This window comes from Gordonia terrae (assembly GCF_051789125.1).
Taxonomy (GTDB): domain Bacteria; phylum Actinomycetota; class Actinomycetes; order Mycobacteriales; family Mycobacteriaceae; genus Gordonia; species Gordonia terrae_A.
On record NZ_CP196526.1, the window covers coordinates 3,735,605 to 3,762,380 of the forward strand.

General features: G+C 68.5%; 24 protein-coding genes. 10 read left to right on the plus strand and 14 right to left on the minus strand.

Going from position 1 to position 26,776, the window contains the following annotated elements; all coding sequences use genetic code 11:
- The first annotated feature begins 45 nt into the window (after window positions 1–45).
- The 4 genes from ACSUZC_RS17035 (at window position 46) to ACSUZC_RS17050 (ending at window position 3,699) form a co-directional block, all read left to right on the plus strand.
- Complete coding sequence (locus tag ACSUZC_RS17035) at window positions 46–519, plus strand: Chromate resistance protein ChrB (RefSeq protein WP_439029677.1); 474 nt, start codon at window positions 46–48, stop codon at window positions 517–519.
- Window positions 516–947, plus strand: a complete 432-nt coding sequence (locus tag ACSUZC_RS17040; RefSeq protein ID WP_439029678.1) for a chromate resistance protein ChrB domain-containing protein — start codon at window positions 516–518, stop codon at window positions 945–947. The genes ACSUZC_RS17035 and ACSUZC_RS17040 overlap by 4 nt, the downstream gene beginning before the upstream one ends.
- A gap of 206 nt (window positions 948–1,153) precedes the next feature.
- On the plus strand, window positions 1,154–2,986 hold the full coding sequence (locus ACSUZC_RS17045; RefSeq protein WP_439029679.1) for a hydroxysqualene dehydroxylase: 1,833 nt from the start codon (window positions 1,154–1,156) through the stop codon (window positions 2,984–2,986).
- Window positions 2,987–3,024: 38 nt separating this feature from the next.
- Window positions 3,025–3,699 carry a TetR/AcrR family transcriptional regulator gene (locus ACSUZC_RS17050; RefSeq protein WP_439029680.1) on the plus strand — a complete coding sequence of 225 codons (675 nt, stop codon included), beginning with the start codon at window positions 3,025–3,027 and terminating at the stop codon, window positions 3,697–3,699.
- On the opposite strand, the gene ACSUZC_RS17055 is transcribed toward ACSUZC_RS17050, so the two are convergent.
- On the minus strand, window positions 3,624–4,142 hold the full coding sequence (locus tag ACSUZC_RS17055; protein WP_439029681.1) for an NUDIX domain-containing protein: 519 nt from the start codon (window positions 4,140–4,142) through the stop codon (window positions 3,624–3,626). The genes ACSUZC_RS17050 and ACSUZC_RS17055 overlap by 76 nt on opposite strands.
- Before the next feature lie 76 nt (window positions 4,143–4,218).
- Between ACSUZC_RS17055 and ACSUZC_RS17060 the strand changes: the two genes are divergently transcribed.
- A complete protein-coding gene (locus tag ACSUZC_RS17060) occupies window positions 4,219–5,916 on the plus strand; it encodes a nucleobase:cation symporter-2 family protein (protein WP_439029682.1) in 1,698 nt (565 codons plus the stop codon).
- A gap of 33 nt (window positions 5,917–5,949) precedes the next feature.
- Here ACSUZC_RS17060 and ACSUZC_RS17065 read toward each other — a convergent pair whose 3' ends face one another.
- A complete protein-coding gene (locus ACSUZC_RS17065; protein WP_439029683.1) occupies window positions 5,950–6,324 on the minus strand; it encodes a cupin domain-containing protein in 375 nt (124 codons plus the stop codon).
- A gap of 215 nt (window positions 6,325–6,539) precedes the next feature.
- On the opposite strand from ACSUZC_RS17065, the gene ACSUZC_RS17070 reads away from it, so the two are divergent.
- Genes ACSUZC_RS17070 through rsgA form a run of 4 tightly spaced genes read left to right on the plus strand, consistent with a single transcriptional unit; the run spans window position 6,540 to window position 9,567 of the window.
- Window positions 6,540–6,770: a hypothetical protein gene (locus ACSUZC_RS17070; protein ID WP_439029684.1), complete on the plus strand. Its 231-nt coding sequence runs from the start codon at window positions 6,540–6,542 to the stop codon at window positions 6,768–6,770.
- Entirely contained in the window at window positions 6,771–7,154 is a 384-nt protein-coding gene (locus ACSUZC_RS17075) for a VOC family protein (RefSeq protein WP_439029685.1), read from the plus strand.
- Between the two features lie 60 nt (window positions 7,155–7,214).
- Complete coding sequence (gene aroA / locus ACSUZC_RS17080; RefSeq protein ID WP_439029686.1) at window positions 7,215–8,498, plus strand: 3-phosphoshikimate 1-carboxyvinyltransferase; 1,284 nt, start codon at window positions 7,215–7,217, stop codon at window positions 8,496–8,498.
- Window positions 8,499–8,520: 22 nt separating this feature from the next.
- Entirely contained in the window at window positions 8,521–9,567 is a 1,047-nt protein-coding gene (rsgA, locus tag ACSUZC_RS17085) for a ribosome small subunit-dependent GTPase A (RefSeq protein ID WP_439029687.1), read from the plus strand.
- 45 nt (window positions 9,568–9,612) lie between these two features.
- Here the strand turns inward: rsgA and ACSUZC_RS17090 are convergent, their stop codons facing one another.
- The 9 genes from ACSUZC_RS17090 to hpf form a co-directional block, all read right to left on the minus strand.
- Complete coding sequence (locus ACSUZC_RS17090; RefSeq protein WP_439029688.1) at window positions 9,613–10,812, minus strand: fatty acid desaturase family protein; 1,200 nt, start codon at window positions 10,810–10,812, stop codon at window positions 9,613–9,615.
- Window positions 10,813–10,884: 72 nt separating this feature from the next.
- Window positions 10,885–12,234, minus strand: a complete 1,350-nt coding sequence (locus ACSUZC_RS17095) for a fatty acid desaturase family protein (protein WP_439029689.1) — start codon at window positions 12,232–12,234, stop codon at window positions 10,885–10,887.
- Window positions 12,235–12,365: 131 nt separating this feature from the next.
- The gene (locus ACSUZC_RS17100; protein ID WP_439029690.1) at window positions 12,366–13,484 is read right to left on the minus strand and encodes a GNAT family N-acetyltransferase; all 1,119 of its coding nucleotides are present in this window, start codon (window positions 13,482–13,484) and stop codon (window positions 12,366–12,368) included.
- Window positions 13,485–13,591: 107 nt separating this feature from the next.
- A complete protein-coding gene (locus ACSUZC_RS17105; RefSeq protein WP_439029691.1) occupies window positions 13,592–14,707 on the minus strand; it encodes a ferredoxin reductase in 1,116 nt (371 codons plus the stop codon).
- A gap of 77 nt (window positions 14,708–14,784) precedes the next feature.
- A complete protein-coding gene (locus ACSUZC_RS17110; RefSeq protein WP_439029692.1) occupies window positions 14,785–15,351 on the minus strand; it encodes a DUF6912 family protein in 567 nt (188 codons plus the stop codon).
- 104 nt (window positions 15,352–15,455) lie between these two features.
- Complete coding sequence (locus ACSUZC_RS17115) at window positions 15,456–16,970, minus strand: wax ester/triacylglycerol synthase domain-containing protein (RefSeq protein WP_439029693.1); 1,515 nt, start codon at window positions 16,968–16,970, stop codon at window positions 15,456–15,458.
- Between the two features lie 102 nt (window positions 16,971–17,072).
- Window positions 17,073–17,525 (minus strand): Rv3235 family protein, encoded by a 453-nt coding sequence (locus ACSUZC_RS17120; protein ID WP_439029694.1) that lies wholly within the window; start codon window positions 17,523–17,525, stop codon window positions 17,073–17,075.
- Window positions 17,526–17,775: 250 nt separating this feature from the next.
- Window positions 17,776–20,592 carry a preprotein translocase subunit SecA gene (gene secA, locus ACSUZC_RS17125; protein ID WP_439029695.1) on the minus strand — a complete coding sequence of 939 codons (2,817 nt, stop codon included), beginning with the start codon at window positions 20,590–20,592 and terminating at the stop codon, window positions 17,776–17,778.
- Window positions 20,593–20,776: 184 nt separating this feature from the next.
- The gene (gene hpf / locus ACSUZC_RS17130; protein WP_439029696.1) at window positions 20,777–21,595 is read right to left on the minus strand and encodes a ribosome hibernation-promoting factor, HPF/YfiA family; all 819 of its coding nucleotides are present in this window, start codon (window positions 21,593–21,595) and stop codon (window positions 20,777–20,779) included.
- Between the two features lie 357 nt (window positions 21,596–21,952).
- Between hpf and ACSUZC_RS17135 the strand changes: the two genes are divergently transcribed.
- Window positions 21,953–22,624, plus strand: a complete 672-nt coding sequence (locus ACSUZC_RS17135; RefSeq protein WP_439029697.1) for a ComF family protein — start codon at window positions 21,953–21,955, stop codon at window positions 22,622–22,624.
- A 7-nt stretch (window positions 22,625–22,631) separates the two neighbouring features.
- Here the strand turns inward: ACSUZC_RS17135 and lpqB are convergent, their stop codons facing one another.
- The 3 genes from lpqB to mtrA are packed head-to-tail and all read right to left on the minus strand — an operon-like array spanning window position 22,632 to window position 26,727.
- Window positions 22,632–24,338, minus strand: coding sequence for an MtrAB system accessory lipoprotein LpqB (gene lpqB / locus ACSUZC_RS17140; protein WP_439033159.1), 1,707 nt, complete (start codon window positions 24,336–24,338; stop codon window positions 22,632–22,634).
- Between the two features lie 38 nt (window positions 24,339–24,376).
- Window positions 24,377–26,053, minus strand: coding sequence for an MtrAB system histidine kinase MtrB (gene mtrB, locus ACSUZC_RS17145; protein ID WP_439029698.1), 1,677 nt, complete (start codon window positions 26,051–26,053; stop codon window positions 24,377–24,379).
- Entirely contained in the window at window positions 26,050–26,727 is a 678-nt protein-coding gene (gene mtrA / locus ACSUZC_RS17150) for an MtrAB system response regulator MtrA (protein ID WP_004023513.1), read from the minus strand. Before mtrA ends, mtrB begins: the two co-directional genes overlap by 4 nt.
- Window positions 26,728–26,776: the final 49 nt, after the last annotated feature.

A 26,776-nucleotide genomic window follows, 5' to 3' on the forward strand; every position in this document is an offset into this window, starting at 1 on the left:
AGCGGCCCGTGATGTGATGGACCGACATGAACGGAGGTGGTGTGAGTGGCGGAGGCTTGGGTGATGCTGGTGTACCGGGTGCCCCGTGAACCCTCCACGCCCCGGATCGCGATCTGGCGCAAACTCCGGAAGTACGGCGTCTTCCAGCTCACCGACGGCGTGGTGCTGCTGCCCTCGAGCCCGCGCACGCAGGAGCAGCTGGAGTGGGTGGCCGAGGACGTCGTCTCGGCCGGCGGGCACGCCGAGGTGTGGACGGCGGCGCCCACGAGTGTCACCGAGTTCGAGAGAATCCGCGGTGAGTTGCAGGCCGCGCGACAGGACGAGTACGGGCAGATCGTCGAAGCGGCTCGGACAGCGCTCGAGGACGCCGATCCTCGCAAGACGTTGCAGACCCTCCGGCGTCGCCTGCGCGAGGTCACTCGGCGCGACCATTTTCCGACCGACGCTCGAGACCACGCCGAGCAGGCACTGCGGTCCCTGGCCCAGACTCTGGCGGTCGCACCCGCCCGGCGATCATGAAGTGGGCGACTCGCGCCGGGGTGCACATCGACCGTGCGGCGTGCGCCTGGCTCATCCGGCGCTACCTCGACCCGTCACCGCAGTTCGTCTTCGTGACCGATCCCGCCGAGGTGCCCTCGGACGCAACGGCATTCGACATGCGGGGCGTCGAGCTCACGCACCACGACGGTGACTGCACCTTCGAGACCATCCTCAAGCGTTATGAACTCACCGATCCGGTGCTGTGGGCCATCGGTGAGATCATCCACGAAGCCGACATCGAGGACGACCGATACGACGCGCCGGAGGCGCCCGGACTCGATGTGGTCCTGCGGGGCCTGTCCCTCATCGGCGATGACGAACACACCCTCGCCGTGTCGGACGCGATCTTCGACGGCATGTACGAGTACTTCCGGCAGAGGACGCTGACCGGGCGGGACCCGTCGTGACCTGCACATCTGCGCATGGTCGCCATTGTCGGAGGCGCCGGCCGGGGAGTGCTCACCTTTCCGAGTGACGCCCCGACCCTGGCAGCACTGAGACGATTTGCCAAAACCGTCCGACCCCGGTGGAGCTGTGGTAGACATCACAGCAGATGAGTCAATGCTGACTGTTCTCGGTCGGCGGTGATCGTGTCGACGAAGGGGTCGTGGGGATGACGGACGCCAATACCAACTCGAAAATCAACTCGCCGAACAGTTTTCCGCGCCGGTCGGTGTTGCGCGGGTCCGCTGCCGCTGCGGTGCTCGCCGGAACCGCGGTGGCATTGCCGGGTGTCGCCGTTCCCTCCGCACGGGCGGTACCGCGCCACGGCGCCGGCCGCGGACGCGACGTCGCGATCTTCGGCGGCGGGATGGCCGGGCTGTGCGCCGCGCACGAACTCGTCGAGCGCGGCTTCGCGGTCACGGTGTACGAACCGTCCCGGCTCGGCGGCAAGGCGTTCAGCCACGACGTGCCGGGCACCGCACGCGGCGGACGGATGGCACTGCCGGGCGAGCACGGCTTCCGCTTCTTCCCCGGCTGTTATCAACACGTCCCCGACACCATGGAACGCATCCCCGTCGGCGGCAGCAACGTCCGGGACCGTCACCTCGTCAACGTCGAATCTGCGGTGATCGCGTTCGACGACGCCGGTTACGCCCCGACGACCGCCCCGGCGTCGATCATGGGTCTCGTCCAGCACGCGCCCGAGATCGTGACGCTGGACAACCTGCGCAACGCGTTCATGACCGGGCTCAAGTTCGTCGTCGACGTGCCCCCTCCCGAACTCGCGTTCTTCGTCACCCGCGAACTGATCATCGCGACGAGCTGCAACGAACGACGAATCGGTCAGTGGGAGAACCAGTCCTGGATGCAGTTCGTGAAGTCGAAGGGAAAATCCCGGGCGTATCAGCGGTACCTCGTCGGTGCGCTGACGCGGGCCCTGGTGGCGGCGAAACCCGACACCGCCTCGGCACGCACCATCGGGCAGATCGGTTTGGCACTGGCCACCTCGGCGACCGGACTGATCAGTGGCTACGACGCCGGGCCGGTACACGGTGGCGTCGACCGAATCCTCAACCGCCCCACCAATCATGCGTGGATCGATCCCTGGGTCGCCCACCTCCGCGGTCGTGGCGTCCGCTTCGAGATGGGGACCGCTCTGGCGCGGTTGACCCTCACCCGCGGACGCATCAGCGGCGCACAGCTCGATTCGGGCGCGTCGGTGGATGCCGATTGGTATGTCGCCGCGATGCCGATCGACCGGCTCCGTCCGTTGCTGTCGCACGAGCTGATCACCGCCGATCCCTCGCTGGCCGGAATCCATGCCCTGAAGGACGACTGGATGGTCGGCATCCAGTACTTCCTCTCCCGACGCGCCGACATGCCACCGAGTCACATCGCTGCGCTGGGCACCCCGTGGGCGCTGACGGGGTTGTTCCAGGCCCGTCCGTGGAACGTCGACTTCGCCCGGACATATGGGGACGGGCGAGTCAAAGACTGTCTCTCCATCGACATCTCGGAATGGGAGAAGCCGGGCATCCTCTACGGCAAACCCGCCAGACAGTGCACGAAGCAGGAGATCGCGCGCGAGGTGTGGGCACAGATGAGCCGCGCGATGAACTCCGGCGCGCGCAAGATCCTGCGGTCTGAGGAGATCGTCACCTGGTCCCTCGACCCCGGCATCACCTGGTCGCCGTCCATCGCCAACGCCACCCCGCTCATGGTGAACACGGCAGGCTCGTACAAGAACCGCCCGCAGGCCTACACCTCGATCCCCAATCTGTTCATCGGCGGCGACCACGTCCGCAGCAACATCGACCTCGCGACGATGGAGGGCGCCAACGAGTCCGGCCGGCGGGTGACCAACGCGATCATCGCAGCCGCGGACAGCCCGGCCCCCGCCGCGACGGTCTTCCCCCTGTGGGAACTGCCGATGCTCGAGCCGCTCAAACAGATCGACCGCGACCGCTACCGCGCCGGTCTGCCGCACATTCTCGACGTGTGAGAACGAACCGGGATGTCGCGCGCACTACGATCACCCCCGTGACCACCTCCCCCGGTGCCGCCCGTCCGCCGCGGCAGCAGCGCAGCGGGGTGACGCAGACGCGAATCCTCGACGCCGCGATCCGCGTGCTCGTCGACCGCGGATACTCGGCCGCCAGCACGGTCGCGATCCAGAACGAGGCGGGTGTCAGTCGCGGTCGTCTGCTGCACCACTATCCGTCCCGCGATGTGCTCCTGATGGCGGCGGTCGGCCATCTCGCGCGCACCCGGATCGCCGAGCTGCCCAGTCGCGTCGACTGGCCGGCGGACCCGATCGAGCGGATCGCGCTGGCCACCGAGGTCGGCTGGTCGACATTCCACCAGCCGTACTTCGTCGCGTCGATGGAGCTGTGGGTCGCAGCCCGGACCAACGCGAATCTGCGGACCGCGCTCCTTCCGACCGAACGCGAGATCGGACAGACGGTGCGCAGAGCCGTCGCCGGTTTCCTCGGCGCGGAGCTGACCTCGACGCCGCGGTACGCCGAGCTCTACCCACTGTTGCTGTCGAGCATGCGCGGTGCTGCCACCACGTACCTCATCGATCGACGCGATCCGCTGACCGATCCGCACCTGCCCCTGTGGCGTGAACTGACGCGCGTCTATCTGCTCGACGACCCCGCAGACGTCTCGAGGGAGCCGAGCGCGTCGAGCAGCCGATCGACGAACGGCGCCTGAGCGGGATTGAGCCGGACCCGCGCCTCGTCCGGGACGCACCATTCCGCGCGATCGATCTCGGGGAACGACTGCATCCGTCCCGACCGCGGCGGCCACACCAGGTCGAAAGTGTTGCTGCGGACCGTCCCCACGTCGAGGTCCCCCTCGACGGCGAACCCGATCACCGTCTTCCCGCTCTTGAGCCGGACCTCCCCGAGGTCGATGGGAGCGCCGTCGGGCACCGGGCTCCCGATCTCCTCGGCGTACTCGCGCCGGGCCGCATCCCAGTCGGATTCACCCGCGTCGACGAGACCCTTGGGCAGCGACCAGGACCCGGCGTCCGGTTTGCGCGCCCAGATCGGCCCTCCGGGGAACGCGATGAGGACCTCGAGACCGACAGGCGCACCCGTGGTCCGTCGGTAGAGCAGGATGCCGGCGCTGCGGCGAGTGGAGGTCGGGGTCACGGATACATCTTGGCGGAAACGTCGTCGACACACGGCTGCGCCGTTCCGGAAACGTGCGGACCGTAGAACTCGACCCATGTCGGTTCTGGGTGTCATCAAGAACGGGAAAACCGCCGCACGTCCGGTGGACGAGATCCCGCCGTTCGTTCGGCTCTTCCCTCTCGGCCTCCAGCACGTGCTGGCGATGTACGCCGGGGCGGTCGCCGTGCCGCTCATCGTCGGCGGTGCGATGGTCAGTGCCGGGCAACTCCAGCAGGGCGACATCGTGCACCTGATCATGGCCGACCTGTTCGTCGCGGGTCTGGCGACGATTCTGCAGGCGGTCGGGTTCTGGCGGTTCGGCGTCCGGCTGCCGCTCATGCAGGGCGTGACCTTTGCCGCGGTCGGACCGATGATCACCATCGGCGCCTCGTACGGCATCACCGCGATCTACGGCTCGGTGATCGCATGCGGTGTGTTCATGATCGCGGTCGCACCGATCGTCGGGAAGCTCATCCGGTTCTTCCCGCCGCTGGTCACGGGGACGATCATCCTCATCATCGGGGTGTCGCTGATGCGCGTGGCCGCCGGCTGGTTCGGCGGCGGCACCGCCGCGGGGCCGGAGTTCGGCGATCCGAAGAACATCGCCTTCGGCTTCGCGACGCTCGCCGTCATCGTCGCGATCGAGCGTTTCGCCCCGGCCGCGATCCGCCGGGTGTCCATCCTCCTCGGCCTCGCGATCGGCACGTTGATCTCCATCCCGTTCGGGATGACGCAGTGGGACAACGTGGGCGAGTACCCGTGGCTCGGCATCCCGCAACCGTTCCAGTTCGGTGCGCCGACCTTCCAGATCAGCGCCGTCGTCTCGATGATCATCGTCGGCGTGGTCATCATGACCGAGACCACCGGTGACATCGTGGCCGTGGGCGAGATCGTCGACGAGAAGATCACGCCGCGCAGACTGGCCGACGGGATGCGCGCCGACGGGCTCGGCACCGCACTCGGCGGCGTGTTCAACACCTTCCCGTACACCGCCTTCGCCCAGAACGTCGGACTCGTCGCCATCACCGGGGTCAAGACGCGGCATGTCGCGACCTGCGCCGGGGTCATCCTGGTGATCCTCGGACTGCTCCCGAAGATGGCGGCGGTCATCGAGGGGATACCGCAACCGGTCCTGGGCGGCGCGGGCGTCGCACTGTTCGGGATGGTCGCGGCCAGCGGGATCCGGACGCTGACCAAGGCGAAGTTCACCAACACCAACATCCTGGTGGTCGCCATCTCGGTCGGCGTCGCGATGCTCACCGAGGCCAAGATCTACTACACCGACCGGGAACTCGGCGACGCCCCGGTCAACGTGGTCCTCGACCTCTACGCGCAGTTCCCCGACTGGTTCCAGACCGTCTTCCACTCCGGGATCTCCGCCGGAGCGATCACGGCGATCCTGCTGAACCTGCTGCTCAACACCCGCAGTGTCTCCGCCGATCCGGTGGACTACCACAACACCGGGGACATCGCAGTCGTCGGCGACGCCGGGCTGTCGGCCTCCGACGGCATCCGCGCCGCGGCGTTCGACCCGCGCGACGCCCTCGCCGCCGCCGACCCCGACACTCCCCCGGAGACGCTTCGCCATCTGGCCGAGCACGATGCGTCGCTGCACCCGATCATCGTCACCAATCCGTCGGCACCGAAGGACCTGTGCGACCACATCAAGGCGCTCGGGGACCCGAAGGTGTTGCGGGTCTTCGACACCTGGGACGGATACACCTCCGGCGGATTCTCACGACGCGGCTCGTGACGCCCCGGTCGCGGACCGCGCCGCGAGAGCCGGTCAGTCGCGCGGTTTCGCGTAGTTGCTCGCGCCGTAGAAGTCGACGACGACCGCGGGCTCGTCGCCGACCACCCATGCGTCGTGACCGGAGGGCAGTGACGTGATCTGACCGGGCCCCGCGTCGAATTCGGTTCCGTCGGCCATCACGACGTGCAGCGTGCCGGAGACGTGGTACTGGAAGTGGGGTGCCTCGCAGAGTTCGGTGCCGGCGATCGGTTTGACGTCGGCCGACCATCGCCAGCCCGGTTGCAGGACCATCCGCCCGATGTCGGAGTGTCCCACGGTGAGTATTTCCATCTGCCCGTGCCCGAAGGTGCGGACCTCGTCGGGCTCGGCGAAGTCGCGGTGTTCGGTGCGGTGTTCGGTGCTGGTCATGATGCCCCTCCGGTGATCTCGTACGGAATCCCGACTGTCGTCGAGATTAGTGCGCTGACCTTGCGATTCCCTTGCGGTGAGCACACGATCGGGCATCGATGGACCGGTGTCGGCGATGCCGGCCGCGAGGTGGCCGGCGGCGGTGGGTGTCGCCTTGTCCGACGGGCGCTCGCAGAAGCCGTCCGGGCCGGGCGGATCCGCCTATCGTGGATGGCATGTCCAGACGTGACCCCGAGCCAGCCCCCGACGACGGTCGCATCATCGACCCCGACCTGCCGCACGAGTGGCCGCACCGGTCGGCCTTCGCCTTCGGCGACGCGAAGCCGATCGGTGAGACCGAACGGCTCGCCCGGGAACGCGCGGCCTATGACGCGGCGGGCCACGGGAGCGACTACAACCGCGGACACGCGCTCGGCGGGTCCGACGGCACCACCGAAGGACAGTAGATGGAGGTCTTGTCCAGCCGGGTGTTGTTGCTCTCGGCCGATCCCGAACGCCTGCAGTCGTTCTATCGCGACAGCCTCGGCCTACCCGTCTACCGCGAGTACCCGGGTGGGGTCGTGTTCTTCGCCGGCAACGGACTCATCGAGATCTCCTCGCACATGAAGGCCGACGAGTCGGACACGACGAGCAACGCAGTCCTCTGGCTTCAGGTCCGCGACGCCGACGCCGTCGCCCGCGAATTCCGCGACCGCGGTGTCACCGTCGCCCGCGAACCCCGCACCGAACCGTGGGGCCTGATCGAGATGCATGCCACCGACCCGGACGGCCGCACGCTGATCATCGTGCAGATCCCGGCGGACCACCCGTTGCGCACGGACACCCGGTAGCGGCCACCCACACCCGGTCGACGACCGAGAGCGCGCCGGGGGCATGACAAACTGGTCCGCATGAGTTCCTGGAGTGCACCGACCTGCACGCACGACCTCGACGGGACAGTCGACCTGCCCGGTTCGAAGTCGATCACCAACCGTGCGTTGGTCCTCGCGGCGCTCGCCGATGGACCGTCGACCGTTCGGGGCGCTCTCCGCAGCCGGGACACCGACCTCATGCTCGCCGCGCTCGAAGCGCTCGGCGTCGAGGTCCGAGTCGACCCGGCGAACGACACCACCGTCTCGCTCGTCCCCGGCCCACTACGCGGCGCCGACGTCGACTGTGGTCTCGCGGGCACCGTCATGCGGTTCCTCCCGCCGGTGGCGGCGCTCGCCTCGGGTCCCGTGCGGTTCGACGGAGACCCGCACGCGCGTGTGCGACCGCAGACCACCATCCTCGACGCACTGCGGGGCCTCGGCGTGTCCGTCGACGGTGACCGGCTGCCGTTCACCGTCGACGGCGCCGGCCGCGTACCGGGCGGCGAGGTCGTCATCGATGCGTCCGGATCGTCGCAGTTCGTCTCGGGACTCCTGTTGTCGGCGGCCCGGTTCGACGAGGGGGTTCTCGTCCGCCATGTCGGTCCGCCGGTGCCGTCGACCCCGCACATCGACATGACCGTCGACATGCTGGCGACGGCGGGCATCGCCGTCGACGCCTCGGAGCCGGATGTGTGGCGCGTCGAGCCCGGTCCGATCCGCGCCGTCGACTGGACGGTCGAACCCGATCTGTCGAATGCCGCCGCGTTTCTCGCCGCCGCGGCCGTCACCGGCGGCGTCGTCCGCGTCCCGCACTGGCCCGCGGTGACCACCCAGCCGGGTGCGCGGATCGCCGACGTCCTCGCCGAGATGGGCTGCACTGTCGAACATCTCGACGGCACGCTCTCGGTGCGCGGGCCGCGAGTCCTCCACGGCGTCGACCTCGACCTCCGGGACATCGGCGAACTCACGCCGACGATCGCCGCACTCTGCGCACTCGCCGACGGCGTCAGCGAACTGTCCGGTATCGCCCACCTGCGCGGCCACGAAACCGACCGCCTCGCCGCGCTCACCAAGGAGATCACCCGCCTCGGCGGCTCGTGCGCCGAGACCGACGACGGCCTGCGCATCACCGGCACAGCGGGCAACACCGCCACGAGCCTGCACGGCGGCACCTGGGAGTCCTACGCCGACCACCGCATGGCCACCGCGGGCGCGATCATCGGTCTGGTCACTCCGGACGTGCGGGTCTCCGACATCGAGACGACGAGCAAGACCCTCCCCGACTTCCCGGGAATGTGGCAGCGGATGCTCGGGCGCGCATGAACTTCCGAGGACGGGCGCACCGTTGAGCCGCCGCGCGGCGAGCTACGACGAATCCGACGTCCGGGTTCGTCCCGGTAAGGGCACCCGACCGCGCACCAAGACGCGGCCGTCGCACGACGATGCCGAGCAGGCGATGGTGGTGTCGGTGGACCGGGGTCGCTGGGGCGTCGTCCTCGGCGGCGACCCCGCCCGGCGGGTGGTCGCGATGCGCGCGCGTGAGCTGGGCCGTACCCCCATCGTCGTCGGCGACGATGTGTCGGTGGTCGGCGACCTGTCCGGAAGACCCGACACGCTGTCACGCATCGTGCGCGTCGCCGAACGACGGACTGTGTTGCGTCGCACCGCCGATGACTCCGATCCGTACGAGCGGATCGTCGTGGCGAACGCCGACCAGCTGCTCATCGTGACGGCCATGGCCGACCCGCCGCCGCGCACCGGCTTCGTCGAACGCGCGTTGGCCGCCGCCTACGTGGGCGGGTTGTCGCCGATCCTGTGTCTGACGAAGTCCGACCTCGCCGATCCCACCGAGTTCACTGCGGCCTTCGCCGACCTCGAGCTGCCCGTCGTCTGTGCGGGCCGAGACGACCCGCTCGACGACATCGTGGACGTCCTGCGAGGCCGGATCACCGCCTTCATCGGACATTCCGGTGTCGGCAAGTCGACGCTGGTCAATCGTCTTGTGCCGGAGGCCTATCGGGCCGTCGGCGTGGTGTCCGGGGTCGGCAAGGGACGGCACACCTCCACGCAGTCGGTGGCGCTTCCCCTCCCGGGGGACAGCGTTCCGCGGGGCTGGGTCGTCGACACGCCGGGTATCCGATCGTTCGGCCTCGCTCATGTCAGTCCCGACGACATCGTCGCCGCGTTCGACGACCTTCGCGACGCGATCGACGGATGCCCACGAGGGTGTACGCACCTCGGCCCGCCCGCGGACCCGGAGTGCGCGCTCGACCAACTCGAGGGGCACTCCTACCGGCGAGCCATGGCGGTGCGGACCCTTCTCGCCGCGGTCACCGGGGACAGTGATCCCGGGGACGAACAGGCACCACACGAGCCACAGTCTTCGGGCTGAACGGCCCGACGCGGAGACCGGCCACACCGATCGGCGCGGGACCGGTCAGCGACGACGCCGGCGCGCGCGCAACTCGGTGATGGCGGTCTTCAACCCGGCGGCCCGCGGCTTCATCCCGGCGAACCGCTTCTCCGACGCGGTCTCGGGGGCGTCATCGGCGGTCGCGCGCAGCAACGAGTCCGGCAACGCCAGTTTGTTGATCGTCCGCAGGGTCTGAAGGTATTGCACGACAATCGATCCCGTGGTGTACGGCAGGTCGTATTTGTCACACAGGGCACGGACGCGGACCGCGATCTCGGCATACCGGCTGCTCGGGAGGTCGGGGTAGAGATGGTGCTCGATCTGGTAGCAGAGGTTGCCGCTGAAGAACGCCATCGCGGGGCCGGCGTTGAAGTTGGCGGTTCCGAGCATCTGCCGCAGGTACCACTGACCCTGCGTCTCGTTCTCGAGCGTGTCCGCGGTGAACTTCTCCGCACCATCGGGAAAGTGACCGCAGAAGATGACGACATAGGCCCACACATTGCGGATCAGGTTCGCGCTCAGGTTGGCTGTGAGCGTGTGCTTGAAGTTCGGCCCCGACAGCGCCGGGAAGAGCACGTAGTCCTTGGCGAGCTGCTTGCCGACCTTGCGGGCGAAGACCTTCAGCTGCGGGACCGCGACCTCCCTCGGCTTCTTGCCGGAGATCGCGTCCTTGAGGTCGAGGTCGTGCAGGCCGATACCCCACTCGAACAGCAACGCGAGCAGCACGTTGGTGAGCGGTTGGAAGATCTGCTTGGGCTGCCACGGCTCGTCGCGGGTGACCCGGAGCGTCTTGTAACCGACGTCGTGGTCCATGTCGAGCACGTTGGTGTACTTGTGATGGATGTAGTTGTGGGAGTGCTTCCAGTGGGGTGAGGCGCACACCATGTCCCACTCCCAGGTGGTCGAATGGACCTCCGGGTCGTTCATCCAGTCCCACTGCCCGTGCATCACGTTGTGCCCGAGCTCCATGTTCTCGATGATCTTCGACAGCGCCAGCGCGGTCGTCCCCAGCAGCCACAGGGGTTTTGACCGGCTTCCGAGCAGCGCCGTGCGACCCGCGACTTCGAGCGCGCGGTGCGCAAGGATGGTGCGTCGGAGATAGCGGACGTCGCGCATGCCGCGGTCCGCCTCGATCTCACGGCGGAGCGCATCGAGTTCCGCACCGAGCGCTTCCACGTCGGCGTCTGTCAGGTGTGCGTACTCGTTGATGTCAGTGATTGCCATTACGCCTCATTATGCCCTTGTCGTGGGCAGATGCGGTTTCTCGATGACGGGCCGCCACCTGACCTGCGCGGATCAGGCGGCCTGCTCGTCGCGACGGACGGACAGCTCGGTGACCCCGGCACGGGCCTGCCGGGAGCGGAGCGAACGGACCAGCCGTTCCCTCCTGCGGGTGCGCAGATTCGCGATGGCCGAGCGCAGACCGCGACGGGTGCCGGAGGTCTCGTCGATGGTCGCCTGCAGGCGAGCACCTTCGGGGAGTCCCTGCTTGAAGCGACGCTCGGACGCCGTCTCGGGGGCGTCGTCGGCGGTCGCCGACAGGTACTTGTCCGGAAGCGAGAGCTTGGCGATGGTCCGCCACGCCTTCGCGTACTGCACCGGGAACGGACCCGTCGTGTACGGCAGGTCGTATTTGTCGCACAGTGCGCGGACGCGCTCGGCGATCTCGGCGTACCGGTTGCTGGGCAGATCCGGGAAGATGTGGTGCTCGATCTGGTAGGACAGGTTGCCGCTGAGGAAGGCCAGCACGAAGCCCGCGTCGAAGTTGGCACTGCCGAGCATCTGGCGGAGGTACCACTCCGCCTGGCTCTCGTTGTCGACGTCCTGCCTGGTGAACTTCTCGGCACCGTCGGGGAAGTGGCCGCAGAAGATGACCGCGTTGCTCCAGACGTTGCGGATCACGTTGCCCAGCGCGGTGGCGGTGGCGGCCTTGGCGTAGGCGCGACCGTAGCCGACCCGATGACCCGTCGCGGCACTGACAAGCGCCGGGTACGCGAGGTAATCCTTGGCGACCTGCTTGCCGATCTTCGACAGCACGTCGTTGCGGTTACGCCGGAACTCCTCCTGCGCCTCGGGGGTCTTGCGCTTCTTGCCGAGCTCGAGGTGCTGGACTGCCACGCCGTACTGGAAGGCCAGGGCGAGGATGGTGTTGTACACGAGGTTGCCGTAGTTGAACGGACGCCAGCGCTGGTCGCGGGTGACGCGCAGGAGGCCGTAGCCCACGTCGTCGTCCATACCCAACACGTTGGTGTACTTGTGATGGATGTAGTTGTGGGTGTGCTTCCAGTGCGCGGACGGATCGGTGTTGTCCCACTCCCATGTGGTGCTGTGCACCTCCGGGTCGTTCATCCAGTCCCACTGCCCGTGCATCACGTTGTGCCCGAGCTCCATGTTCTCGACGATCTTCGCGACGCCGAGCGCACATGCACCCGCCCACCAGGCCGACTTCTTGGTCGAGCCGAACAGTAGAGCTCGTCCGGTCACCTCGAGTCCGCGCTGGAACCGGATGGTGTTGCGCAGGTAGCGCGCATCACGCTCGCCCCGGTCGGCTTCGATGTCGGCACGGATCGCGTCGAGTTCGGCACCCAGCGCGGCGACGTCGTCGTCGGTCAGGTGTGCGTATTCCGGGATGTCGGAGATCGCCATACAAGTGGTCCCTTCGCCGATGGTGAGCCGCGCGGCGGGCAGCGCCTCTCAGCACCTCCGCCTACGCCTACGTTTCCGTAACTTACGCAAGCGTAGGTTAGGGACGGCGATGTGTCCAGTGCGGGAGGGCGTCAGGAGCCGCGAGCGGCCTCGTAGTCGTCGCGGAAGAGTTCGAAGCCGACGAGGTCCTCGAACACTCCGTCCGAGCGGGCCGCCAGCTTCTGCGTACCGAACTCCCGGAAACCGGCGCTGCGGGCGAGCTTCTTGCTGCCCTCGTTGCTGTCGGCGGCGAACAGGGTGAGCCGGCGGAACCCCAGCTTGTCGAAGGCGTACTGAACCGCGGCCGGAAACGCCTCTCCCAGCACGCCTTTGCCCCGCGCCTCGGGATGGGTGTAGAAACCCGCCTCGGCGCCGGTCACCTCGTCGATGTGCAGGAGGGTGATGTCGCCGAGATAGTCGTCGGTCTCACGATCGGCGACGGCCCACGTACAGGTGAGCCCTTGGGCTGCGGTCCACCACTTCCGCAGACGCTCGGCCGCGGCGTGCTCGAGTTCGAGCGGGTCGGGCCGGGCGAAGAGGTACTTCCGCGAGATCGGGTCGTCGAGCGTCTCCCTGATGCGCGGGTCGTCGGTCTCCTCCAGCGGCCGAAGCCGGAAGCGCTCGGTCTCGAACACGTCGGTGCGCCAGTCGGTCTTCGGGTGCTGCGCGTCGGTCGCATGCAAGGACCCGACCCAGGCGTCGCGGATGTGGCCGCGGACCTCGACGCCGTTCTGCACCGCCGCATCCAGCCGGAATCCGCACGAGTGGGCGACGCGCAGCGCATCGATGTTGCCCGCGACGGTCGTCCAGCGGACGACCTCCTTGCCTGCTTCGGTGAACGCGTAGTTCACCGCGAGCAGCACGGCCCGCTTCATCACTCCCCAGCCGCGCGCATCGGGATGGAGGTCGTAACTGAGCCGGGTGAGCGGACCCTCGCCCTCGATGTCGACGGTCCCGACGAAGCGGCCGTCGAACTCGACGGCCCACAGCATCCGTGTCCCCTCCGCCCAACGCCGCGGAGCGTAATCGAGCGCGAAGCGTTCGGCAGCCGCGCGGCTGTAGGGAGCCGGGATGGGGGTCCACCGCATCATGGCCGGGTCCGCCGCGAGTTCGACCATGCGGTCGAGGTCGCGGGGCTCATGCGGCCGCAGCGTGACACCGCCGTCGCTCAGGACGGGGATGTCGCTGGGTACCGGCGCCTCAGCCTTCACTGATGCCTTCGCGGACGATCTCACCAGACCCGTTTCTGTGACCACGCACGGATCTCACCCTACCGGCTGGGGCGCGACGATGAGCCGCACGGAACGCAAATCGCTGGTCAGACGTCCAAGGTGCAGTCACCCGCAGCCGCGCTGACGCAGGTCTGTATCCGTTCCCCCTCGACGTGTTCGACGCCGGACCGCAGGTCGCGGACACACCCCTTGTCGAGCATGACCACGCAACTCTGGCAGATGCCCATGCGGCAGCCGAAGGGCATGATCGCCCCGGCCGACTCCCCCGCCTCGAGCAGGGTGGTCGCACCGTCGATGGTCGCCGTCTTGCCCGACCGGCCGAAGGTCACGGTGCCGCCCTGTGCGCCCACGACGCCGCGTTCCAACGCGAAACGCTCGATGTGCAACTGATCGCCCAGCCGCGCATCGTCGTAAAGGCGGTGGAGACCGTCGAGGAACCCGGCGGGCCCACACGCCCATGTCTGACGCTCCCGCCAGTCCGCGCACAGCGACGGGAGGCTCTCGGGCGTCACCTGCCCGTCGGTCCGGGTGAACTGGACGTGCAGATCGACGATCCCGTCGGCCGCGAGCTCGTCGAGTTCGTCGGCGAAGAGCAGGTCACCGGGCGTCGGAGTCGAGTGGACGAGCCGGATGTCCGTGTGCTGCTTGCGGTGTCGGACGGTGCGCAGCATCGAGATGATCGGCGTGAGTCCGCTGCCCGCGGTGACGAAGAGGATTTTCTGCGGCAGCGGATCGGGCAGTACGAACTCGCCGCGAGGTGCCGCGAGGCGGACGACCGTGCCCGGCGTCAGACCGTTCACCAGGTGGCTCGACAGGAACCCCTCGGGCATCGCCTTGACCGTGATCGAGATCGTCTTGTCGCTCGCCGACGCATCGGGCGTCGAGGTCAGCGAATACGACCGCCAGGTCCAGCGACCCTCCATCAGTACGCCGATGCCGACGTACTGGCCGGGCGCGTAGTCGAACGAGAATCCCCATCCGGGCCGGATCCTGATGGTCGCGGTGTCCTCCGTCTCGCGGGACACCGACACGACCTTGCCGCGCAGTTCGCGCGCCGACCACAGCGGATTGGCCAGATGCAGATAGTCGTCGGGAAGCAGTGGTGTCGTGATGCGGGTGAGGGCGGCCCGAACCCACTGCACACCGCGGTTGCGGGCCGCGACACCGGAGACCGGTTCCTCGAACCGCTCGAGCAGACCCATCGCACATACCGCCTTCGACGTCAGGGAAGCACTGTCGGATCACAGTAACCTACGCAACCGTAGGTTGTGGAGAGGAGTCAGAGCAGCTCGAGCAGAAACGGCAGTTCTTGCGTCGCGTACCAGGCCAGATCGAAGTCCTCCACGTCCCCGACGGCGAGCTCGGCGTCGAGGTCGCCCATGTCGGCGGCGTCGATCACCACGACCGCCGCGCGGACCTTGTCCTCGGCCTCCGACACGTCGACGTGGACGGACGCGATCGCCGAGAGCGGGATCGGAACGCCGACCTTGACGACGGCGTCGTCGAGGTCGGGCCGCAGCGTGACGTCCTCGACATCGGCGGCGACCACGACTCGTCGAGGAGGCAACGACGCGGTCCCCCCGGGCCCTGTCGACGCCTCGTCCGCCGCGAGTTCGGCGTCCGCGGCGGCGTCACCGGGTTCGGGTGCCTCGCCGGCGAGCAGCCGCAGCGACGCGCGTGCGGCTTCGCGCAGCGCGACCTCCGAGAGTTCTTCGTCGTCTCCCGAGACGAACGCCTCACGCAACGCGGGTGTCAGCGCGAAGCCCGTCCCACCGAGCGGACGGAACTCGCCATCGGCGTTGAGCTGCAACAGCATTGCCAGCGTCGCCGGCAGGTACACCCTCATGCGTTCTCCGTCTCCTGTCGGCTCGCCGTGCAGTGGTACCGACCACCCTATCCGTGGCATGGGCGGAGGACGCGTTGCGCCGACCCCGGAGCGGTCGGCCTCGTTCAGTCCGAGTGCGCCAGTTCTTCGTACGACTCGAAGACGTAGTCCGCCATCGCGGGCAGATCCCCGATGACCCCGCGATCGGCGACGAACGCGAACTGGAGATGATCGCCGTACTCGATGACGCTGATCGCCAGCGCCCGCTGGGAGACGAGCGTCGGAATGGAGTACATCTGCCGCACCGGCGTGCCGAGGACGAACCGGTCCGGTATGGGGGCCGAGCTCATCGCGACGGGCACGTTGTAGGCACGACTGTTGAGCGAGCGGAACGCGCGTGAACTGATCTCCGGGAACGGCACGACCCCGAGGTCGGAGAAGAGCGGACTCGGCCCGCGGGTCATCCGTCGCGACGACTGGGCGTACCGGTCCGCGAGTCCGGCGACCTGCGCGAGACGAACCGTCGGATTGTCTTCTCCCACGGGCAGATCTGTCACGAAGCTCGGCTTGCCGACACCTATCCAGCCCGGGTCGGGTTCGGCGGTGAGCTCCACTCCCGGATCGCGCACCGCCAACGGCACCACCACGCGGACGGTGTCGGCGGGGCCCTCGGCCGGATCGAACGACAGCATCCACTTCCGCATCACGCCGGAGATGATGGCGAGCTCGACGTCGGTGACGGTGCAGGCGTGGCGCTCGGCGATCTTCGCGCATCCGCGGCGCGGCAGTTTCGTGGAGGTGAAGGACCGGGTCGTCGTTCCCGCGTTGTTCAGTGGGCTGCGGGGCGCGGAGTCGGTCAGCTGGGACACGACGTCCCCGACCCGGCGTGCGGTGGTCCCGACGGCCGAACGCATCTCCGAGACGAGCCCGTTGCCTCGGATCACCGTCTCGACCAGGTCGCCGGGGCGGGCCAGCGCCTCGGCGAGCGCACCGACGACGAGGCTGGTGTCGCCAGGAGGTGACCCGGGCATCCAGAGATCCTCGGGCAACGGTTCGGGCGCGTCGATGCCGTCGCAGATGACCTCACTGATCTCCCGCGCGGCGGCGCCGTCGATGAGGCAGCGGTGGGACTTCGTGAGGATGGCGAGCCGCCCGTCGGCGAGGCCCTCGATGAGGTACATCTCCCACAGCGGGCGGGTGCGGTCGAGCGGCCGGGACATCACCCGTGCGACGAGGTCGTCCAGATCGAATGCCCCGCCCGGTCGAGGCAGTCCGGCGCGACGGATGTGGAAGTCGATGTCGAAATCGGGGTCGTCCACCCACACCGGACGCGCGAGTCCGAGGCTGACCTCCCGGACCACCTGCCGGTAGTGCGGGATGAGCTGCAACCGGTTCTCCACCAGCGACACCAGCGCGGCGTAGTCCAGCGTCGGCCGTGCAAGATCGTCACGTGAAGATCCAGCTGGGGCAGATCCAGCTGGGGCAGATTCAGATCGGGAGGGTCCGGAGGCGGACTCACCCTCGCGAGCGGGGTCGGCGCCGGCGGGCTCGAGGATCAGCAACGCGCCGAGATGCGTCGTCGACCGCGAATCGTCGAGGAAGTAGTACATCGCGTCGCGGGGCGACAGCCGGTTGACCACGACGCCGATCCTAGTCGCCCGATCCGTGCGCGGCCCGGTTCCGGACGTACCGCGATGCCCCGGGCGACCCGGCGACACCTGTCGCGACGACCGACAGCGCGCTCAGTGGAATTCCAGCGCGACCAGCTGCCAGCGGTACTCGACCTGACCGAGCGAACGACGCGCGCCGGGCTCCCGCGGGCCGCGGACACGGCACGGTTTGCGCTCGATGCGGCCCGCGAACGCACGGACCCGCGCGCCGGCGGCATACGAACCGAAGACCTCCGCAGCGCTGATGTCGCACAACTGCACGTGCACCCGATGCAGCACGGTTCCGGCGATGGCCTGCTGCGTCACCGGCGACGCCGGGTCGACGACACGGAAGGCATCGTGCCGGACCAGCGCCCCGACCTGGTCGGCGACCGCGGGAGAGACGACGTCGCCGAGGTGGGCTATCGCCCGCCGACGATCTATCACCTCGAACAGCAGACGGGACACGGCGATCGAGAAGCGGCGGGCCTCGGCGGCGGCCGCAACGGTCTTTCGTGCGGAGCCGGCACCCGGGCCCGCCCCCACGACCGCACGTCGCGAGGCGACCGAAGCCGCGACCGCCCGGGCCGGCGTACCGACACCGGCCGGCTCATACGGCGGGGCCGTGCGAACCCGGACCCGGGGTGTCTGGGTCGGAGGAAGCGTCTGGGTTGGGAGAAGCGTGTGCATGGGGTTTGGACGCACCAGCACCGTCACCGGTTCCATCGATCTTCGCGCGAGTCTGCGCCGACCCACCTACTCCACCGACCCCGCCGGGTTCCGGCGGGGACGGAAGTCAGCGGCGCTGCTTCTTCGCCTTCGGCGGCTTGGGCCGGGCGCCCTTGGTGTTCGCGCGGGCCGCGGCGCGACGCTCGCGCCGGCTGGCCGACTCCGCGGCACCCGAGAGCTCTTCCTCCTCGGAGTGCACGACCGTTCCGCCGCCCTCCCCCGGACCGGAGTAGGTGACCTCGGGATCGACCGTTTGGCCCGATGCGCGCAGGGCAGCAGGGGCCTGGTTACCCGAGTCGGCGAGCGGCGCGGGGGCGGGCGCGCCCGCACCGACGGCCGCACGGAGGTCGGCAGCGCTCGGCAGCGGCTGCTGCGGGGCGGGCTGCTCGGTCTGTACCTGGGCGTTGAACAGGATGCCGAGTGCCTCTTCCTTCAGGCCCTCGAGCATCCCGTGGAACATGTCGAAGCCCTCGCGCTGGTACTCGACGACCGGGTCGCGTTGCGCCATCGAGCGCAGGTGGATGCCCTCGCGCAGGTAGTCCATCTCGTACAGGTGGTCGCGCCACTTGCGATCCAGGACGCTCAGCAGGACGCTCCGCTCGAGCTGACGCATCGCGCCCTCGCCGGCGAGCTCGTCGATCTGCTTCTCGCGACGGTCGAAGGCGTCGCGGGCGTCGGCGACGAGCCGCTCACGCAACTCCTCGGCCGAGATGTCGTCGCGCTCGCCGAATTCGGTTTCGCCCACCACGTCCTTGGGATCGAGCTCGATCGGGTACAGCGCGCGCAGCGCGGTCCACAACTCGTCGAGATCCCAGTCCTCGGCATAACCCTCGGCCGTCGCTCCCTCGACGTACGCCGACACCACGTCGTCGATCATCTGCTTGACCTGCTCGTGGTGGTCCTCACCCTCGAGGATCGTGCGACGCTCGGCGTAGATGACCTTGCGCTGCTCGTTCATCACCTCGTCGTACTTGAGGACGTTCTTGCGCATCTCGAAGTTCTGCTGCTCGACCTGCGTCTGCGCACTCCGGATGGCCTTGGTGACCATCTTGGCCTCGATCGGCACGTCGTCGGGCAGGCGGTTCATGATCGCCTCGAGCGCACCCCCGTTGAAGCGGCGCATGAGTTCGTCGGCGACCGAGAGGTAGAACCGGGATTCTCCCGGGTCGCCCTGACGACCGGAGCGTCCGCGCAGCTGATTGTCGATACGACGCGACTCGTGACGCTCGGTACCCAGGACGTAGAGCCCGCCCGCCTCGCGGACCGCCTCGGCCTCTTCCGCGGCATCCTTGCGCGCGACCTCGATGGCCTCGTCCCACGCCGCCTCGTACTCGTCGGGGGTCTGCACGGGATCGAGCCCGGCCTTGCGCAGACGGGTGTCGGCGATGATGTCGGGGTTGCCGCCGAGCACGACGTCGGTGCCGCGACCGGCCATGTTGGTGGCCACCGTGACCGCGCCGAGACGGCCGGCCTCGGCGATGATCTGCGCCTCCTGCTCGTGGAACTTCGCGTTGAGGACGCTGTGCGGGATCTCGCGCTTCTTGAGCTGCCGGGACAGGTACTCCGAGCGCTCGACGCTCGTGGTGCCGATCAGCACCGGCTGACGCTTCTCGTGACGCTCGGTGACGTCGTCGACGACCGCGGCGAACTTCGCCTCTTCGGTCTTGTAGATGAGATCGCCCTGGTCCTTGCGGATCATCGGCTTGTTGGTCGGGATGGGCAGAACCCCGAGCTTGTAGATCTGGTCGAACTCGGCGGCCTCGGTCTCGGCGGTACCGGTCATGCCGGACAGCTTCTCGTAGAGGCGGAAGTAGTTCTGCAGGGTGATCGTGGCGAGGGTCTGGTTCTCGGCCTTGATCTCGACGCCCTCTTTCGCCTCGATGGCCTGGTGCAGGCCCTCGTTGAAGCGGCGTCCGTCGAGCACACGACCGGTGAACTCGTCGACGATCATGACGTTGCCGTTGCGGACGATGTAGTCCTTGTCGCGGTGGAACAGCTCCTTGACCTTGATGGCGTTGTTCAGGTAGCTGACCAGCGGCGAGTTCGCGGCCTCGTAGAGGTTGTCGATGCCGAGGCGGTCCTCGACGAACTCGACGCCCGCCTCGTGGACGCCCACGGTCTTCTTCTTGATGTCGACCTCGTAGTGGACGTCGCGCTCGAGCAGCGGCGCGATCCGCGCGAACTCGGTGTACCACTTGCTCGAACCCTCGGCGGGTCCGGAGATGATGAGGGGGGTCCGGGCCTCGTCCACCAGGATCGAGTCGACCTCGTCGACGATGGCGAAGGTGTGTCCGCGCTGGACCAGGTCCTCGAGGGAGTGCGCCATGTTGTCGCGCAGGTAGTCGAAGCCGAACTCGTTGTTGGTGCCGTAGGTGATGTCGGCTGCGTAGGCCTCGCGACGGGCCGCCGAACTCATACCGGTGAGGATCACGGCGGTGTCGAGTCCCAGGAAGCGGTGGACGCGCCCCATCCACTCGGAGTCACGTTTGGCGAGGTAGTCGTTGACGGTGACCACGTGCACGCCGTCACCGGCCAGCGCGTTGAGGTACGCGGGGAGCACGCAGGTCAGGGTCTTGCCCTCACCGGTCTTCATCTCCGCGATGTTGCCGTAGTGCAGGGCCGCGCCACCCATGATCTGCACGTGGAAGTGCTTCTGGTCGAGCACGCGCCACGCGGCCTCGCGGGCGACCGCGAACGCCTCGGGCAGCAACTCGTCGAGCGTCGTGCCGTCGGCGAGACGCTCCTTGAACTCGTCTGTCTTGGCGCGCAACTCGGCGTCGGACAGCGCCTCGATGTCGTCGGACAGGGTCTCGACGTGGGACGCGATCGCGTCGAGTCGCTTGACCATGCGGCCTTCGCCGACACGCAACAGCTTGTTCAGCACCGTGGATCGAGTTCCTCACCTGTAGAAAACACACGGAATCCGGCCCGCGCATACGCACAGACCGGATCCCATGGTACCGAGGTGAGCTGAGCAGACCCTGATCGGATGGCCACGACGTCCCTACTCGGGTCCTGCCCGGGTTGAGCGAGGGGCGTCACGGCCACGACCGGGCCGGCTGCCTGCGTCAGGTCAGGCGGATGAGTCCGTAGTCGAACGCATGCCTGCGGTAGACGACGGAGGCCTTGTCGGTCTCCTTGTCGTGGAACAGGAAGAAGTCGTGCCCCACCAGTTCCATCTCGTAGAGGGCGTCGTCGACGGTCATCGGCACCGCGGTGTGCTCCTTGACGCGCACGATCTGACCGGGCGTGTACTCCTCGACGCCGTCGTCCCACCGATCCGCCGAACCGGCCACCCCATCGGTCTCACCGACGAGCGCGTCGACGGAGAGCTGGTTGTCGCGCAGCGGTGGCGCCCCGATCTCGGTGGCCTCGGCGACCGACAGCGGGCGACGGTTGCCGTGATGGACGCGCCTGCGGTCCTTGACCCGGCGCAAACGGGACTCGACCTTGTCCAGTGCGTGTTCGAGAGCGGCGTAGAAATTCTCGCCGCAGGCCTGCGCCCGCACGATCGGGCCCTTGCCGGTGGCGGTGATCTCGACCTGCTGACACACCTTGGACTGTCTGCGATTGCGTTCGTGGTTCAGCTCGACGTCGAAGCGGAAGATCGTCGGATCGAATCGCTCGAGACGCGCGAGCTTGTCGCCGGCGTAGACGCGGTAGTGGTCGGGGATCTCGACGTTGCGTCCGCTGAACACCACGGTGGCGGTGGGTTGTGCCGGGTCGTCGGACTCCACCGTTCCCGGTGGCCGGACGAAGGCGAATTCTGGATCGTAGGAATCGGTCTGGGCGGGCGGATGGTCGGGCGCGAGGCCCTCCTCCACGGTCGGCCTGGGGTCGGCGGTCTTCGGTTCGCGCTGGCCTTTGCGGTGGATGACTGTGGACATTCAACTACCTCCTGAATTGTCCCGAAGCCGGGTGGATCATCGTGATCTGTTGTCGCACTGATGATGTGAACGGCACCGAGGAAGTGTCCATGTCAGCTGACAGCTGACACTCAAAGACAGGGGCATCACCTCCCGACAAAGCGGTCGCGGCCGGCACGAGGACCTCGTCGGTCCTTCCCGGCAACCTGCTGTACCCCCGACCGTAGCCGCAACTTCGGGTCTCGGCCACGTTTTGCCGAGCGGTGTCGGCATGTCGGGACAATCGGGGCACAAGGTCCCACCAGACGCGGGCACGGGTTGTCCACAGCGGCGACGACGTTCCCGTCCGGGTCGGCCCACACGGACTACCGTCGGCCGATGACATTGCGGCGGCAGGTTCTCGAGGCGGGGGCCGATCTGGTGTTCCCGTTGCTGTGCGGAGGATGCGGCCGGCCCGGGGTCCGGTGGTGCCCCCGATGTGACGCCACGCTGTCCGACGCACCGATCTCGGTGAGTCCACGCGTCTCACCCGGGGTCGCGGTCTGGACGCTCGGACGCTATCGCGGTCCGCACCGCCGGGCGGTCATCGAGATCAAGGAACACGGCAGGCGGGATCTGATCCCCCCGCTCGGCGAGGCGCTCGCCCACGCCGTCCGCGTCCTCGCCGGGTGGCGGGAGCTGCCCGACGCCGACGAACTCGTCCTGGTTCCCGCCCCTACCCGCCGCATGACCGCCCGTCGCCGCGGCGGCGACCCGGTCACCGCACTCGCCGCCCACGCGGCACACCGGCTCGGCCGACGGGTCCGCGTCGCGCCCCTGCTGGTGACGGCGGCGACCGCCCGCGATTCCGCCGGTCTCGACGCACGGTCGCGGTCTCTCAATCTCCGCGGGGCGGTGCGACTGCGCGCCGGTGCACAACCGACCCGCGGGGCGATCGCGATCCTCGTCGACGACGTCATGACCACAGGCGCGACGGCGGCCGAATCGGTACGCGTGCTGTCCGCCGCGGGGATCGACGTCGCGGCCGTCGTCGTGGTCGCGGCGGCCTAGCCGCGCCTCATGGCAGGACGGGGATCGCTCCCCGGATCATCGCGGGTTCGACCTCGGTCCAGTACTGGTCGGGTTGACCGTTGCTGCTGCCCAGACGCAGGACGCCGCGCTGATCGCCCACGTAGATCGTCGACGTGTTGGCGACGACGGCCCGTACCGGCGGCGAGACGTTGCCGCTGAGCAGACCGACGGCGGGCGTACCGTCGATCGACAGCTGGACGACCGGCGACTCCGGTGCCTCCCGCGCGATCATCAGGGTCGTCGGCGACGCCCAGTCCACCGAGACGGCGCGGTTGCCGATGTTGTAGGCGGCGATCCGCGGGCTCGTCAGCGACACCTGCCCCTCGGTGTTGGTCGACAGCACTGCGTACACGATCTGTCCGCCGACGACGAGTGCGGCCCGGACCCCGTCGGGGGCCACCTGCATCTCGGTGATGGCACCGCGCGCCACCGTCGGGATCGACGACGCCTCGACCGGAACGGTCCGGGTGCCGTCGTCGTCGCGCTGCCACTGCATCGGACGACCGTCGACGACGACGTACACGGTGTTCTCGTCCGCCCCGAAGGACGGCCGGGTGATGGATGTCCCGCCGATGATCGGACCGACGTCGCCGCCGTAGTCGCCGGTCACCGCCTCGAGCCGGGCGCCCGGGCCGGACAGGCTGCGGACCGCCGCCACCCGTGTGCCGTTGTCGGAGATGCTCGCCGACCGCAGATCGCGCGACGACCCGAGCGGACCGCGAACCGGCACGGTCGCGGTGTCGGTGACCGCCCGCAGGGCCCCGCCCGCGATGATGTTCAGACCGACGTCGGTGGCGGGTGTCGCGTTGGGGTCGAAGGCCCGGACGTCGGCGGTCTGCCAGCCGGAGGCACGTTCGGCGGCGAGGGGAGCCCCGTCGGCGTCGATGACATACGGGCCGGCGATGTCGGCGCCGTCGAGGGTCCAGATCACCTGCGCCGCCAGAACGGTGCGGTCCCGGATCGGCGCGCTGCCGATGCCGTCGAGATCGATGCGCACCCCGCCGCCGGCCAGACCGACCACCGGGCCGCGCAGGGTCGAACCGTTCGGGAACCCGCTGTCGACCGCCGCCGCCAAGTCGGCCGCCGGTCCTCCGATGAGCCGGTTCACGAGCACGGTCGGATCGGTTGCCTGCCCCGCGTAGAACCACCGCGGGTCGGGAACCAGCCGCCGCCCGGTGCGGTCGCTGAAGTACAGCGACACCGGTCGGTAGGTGCTGTCGAACTGGTCGCGGTCGATCATGGTCCCGTTCGGCAGCGGCCCGTCGATGCGCCACTGGTCTCCCGACCGGGTGAGGCTGATGCTGGTCTCCACGCGTCCCGATGCCGGGAGCAACTGACCGTCGGACTTGAGGGTGCCGACGTTGTCGCCGATCAGACGCATGCGCACCGAGTCCTCGTTGCGCTGGTCCACGAAGGTGTTGATCTCGTCCATGATGAGCGCGTCGCCGCGATCGTCCCACTGCTGGGACGCGACGGGTGTGAGAAAAGCGCGCGCCGCTCCATGACTCGACTCGGGGTCGACGGTGGATTTCAGGAATGCCCGGACCAGCGCCTCGGGGTCCATGTCGGCCTGCGGCACCGGCACGGCGTTGGTGGCACCTTGCCGCTCGAACGACTTGATCGGTTGCGGCGAGGAATCGCTGGGTATGGCGCCGCACGCGGTGAGTGCGAGCAAGGCCGCGATCATCAGCATCAGCGTTCCGGCACCGCGGCTCGGCCGGGATGTCCGGATCATTCCGCCCCCGCCCCGGGACCGCCGGCCGCGCGACCGGACGGCTTGGCCGCCGATGTCCGCTGCAGCGTTCCGACGGACTTCAGCGGGAGCGGCGAGCCGAGCACCTTGTGGCCCCGGACGAGCGGCAGGGTCAGCCGGAAGCAGGCGCCCTTGCCCGGCTCGCCCCAGGCCTCGAGCCGGCCCTGGTGCAGACGCGCATCTTCGATGCTGATGGCCAGGCCGAGGCCGGTGCCGCCGGAGCGCCGGAACCGGGAGGGATCCGACCGCCAGAACCGGTTGAACACCAGCTTCTCCTCCCCCGGACGCAGACCGATTCCCTGGTCGCGCACGGTGATCGCGACCGCATCCCCGTCCGACCGCATCGTGAGGGTGACCGGTTTGCGTTCGCCGTGGTCGATCGCGTTGGCGAGCAGGTTGCGCAGGATGCGTTCCACGCGGCGCGGATCGATCTCGGCGAGGACCGGCTCGGCGGGAAGGTCGAGGATGAGCTCGGTACCGGTCTCCTCCGCGAGATGACCGACGGTGGCGAGTGCTCCGTCGATGGGAATCGCCATGTCCATGCGCTCGGCGGCCAGCTCGGCCATGCCCGCGTCGTGGCGGGAGATCTCCAGGAGCTCGTTGAGGAGCGTCTCGAACCGGTCGAGCTCCTTGTCGAGCAACTCGACCGAACGCTTGCGGACCGGGTCGAGATCCTCTCGGCCCTCGTAGAGCACATCCGAGGCCATCCGCACGGTGGTCAGCGGTGTGCGCAGCTCGTGACTGACGTCGGAGGTGAACTGCCGCTGCAGCCCGCCGAACTCCTCGAGATGGGTGATCTGCTTGGACAGACTCTCCGCCATGTCGTTGAACGACATCGCCAGTCGGGCCATGTCGTCCTCACCGCGCACCGGCATTCGTTCCTTCAGCCGCCCGTCGGCGAAACGCACGGCGATCCGCGACGCCGACCGCACCGGGATGACGACCTGCCGGGACACGAGCCAGGCGATGGCCGCGAGGAGACCCAACAGCACGACACCGCCGGTGAGCAGCGTGCCGCGGACCAGGTCCAGCGTGTTCTGTTCGGCGGTGAGCGGGAAGACCAGATACAACTCCAGACCCGGGACCGACGCATTGGTCGGCGTCCCGACGATCAGCGCGGGCGCCCGCCCGCCCGAACCGTCCGGGACCTGGGTGTACTGGTAGGCCACCTGCCCGCCCCGCACCATGTCGCGCAGGTTCGGCGGGATCTCCGCGGTGGGGCCGACGCCGCTGGCGATGCCGTTGTCAGAACCCCCCGGCACCAGCAGGACGGTGTCGAAGGCACCGACCGCGCCCGACGCCTGTCCGGTGTCGGCGTCGCGGTCGGTCAGCAGCGACCGCGTCTGGCGTAGGCGGTTCTGCACCGACATGTTCCCGGCGCCACTGGACAGATCTCGTTCCACCGAGATCCGGGCACGGTCGATCTCCTCGGTCGCCGCCGCGAGCTTGACGTCGAGCAGGCGATCGGTGATCTGGGAGACGAGCACGAAACCGAGTATCAAGAGCACGACGACCGACAGCACCAACGTGGACACCACGATCCGCAATTGCAGCGAGCGCCGCCAGATGTGCCCGAAGACACGCCCGACAGCGCCGGCAGTGCGGGTGAAGCGTCCGAGAGTGCTGTTGACCCGTCGTCGAGATCGACCGATCACGGCGGGCCGGCCTTGTAGCCGACCCCCCTCACCGTCAGGACGACCTCGGGATTCTCCGGGTCGGTTTCGACCTTCGCGCGTAACCGCTGGACATGCACGTTGACGAGTCTAGTGTCCGCCGGATGCCGGTATCCCCACACCTGTTCGAGCAGGACGTCCCGCGTGAACACCTGGCGCGGCTTGCGGGCGAGCGCGACGAGGAGGTCGAACTCGAGCGGCGTGAGGGAGATCGGCACGCCGTCGCGGGTCACCTTGTGCGCGGGCACATCGATCTCGACCGGACCGATCGACAGCAGCTCGGCGGGTTCCTCGTCGGTACGACGCAGACGTGCGCGGACGCGTGCGACGAGCTCCTTGGGCTTGAAGGGCTTCACCATGTAGTCGTCGGCGCCGGACTCGAGACCCAACACGACGTCGACGGTGTCGGACTTCGCGGTCAGCATGACGATCGGCACACCGGAATCGGCGCGCAGCACGCGGCAGACGTCGATGCCGTTCATGCCGGGGAGCATGAGGTCGAGCAGCACCAGGTCGGGACGAATCTCGCGCACCGCGGTCAGCGCCTGCGTACCGTCGCCGACCACGAAGGGCTCGAAACCCTCGCCGCGCAACACGATCGTCAGCATCTCGGCGAGTGCGGCGTCGTCGTCGACGACAAGGATGCGGGGCTTCATGCCCTCAATGGTGACACCACCGTGATGCAACCGTGGTGATCGACGCGCC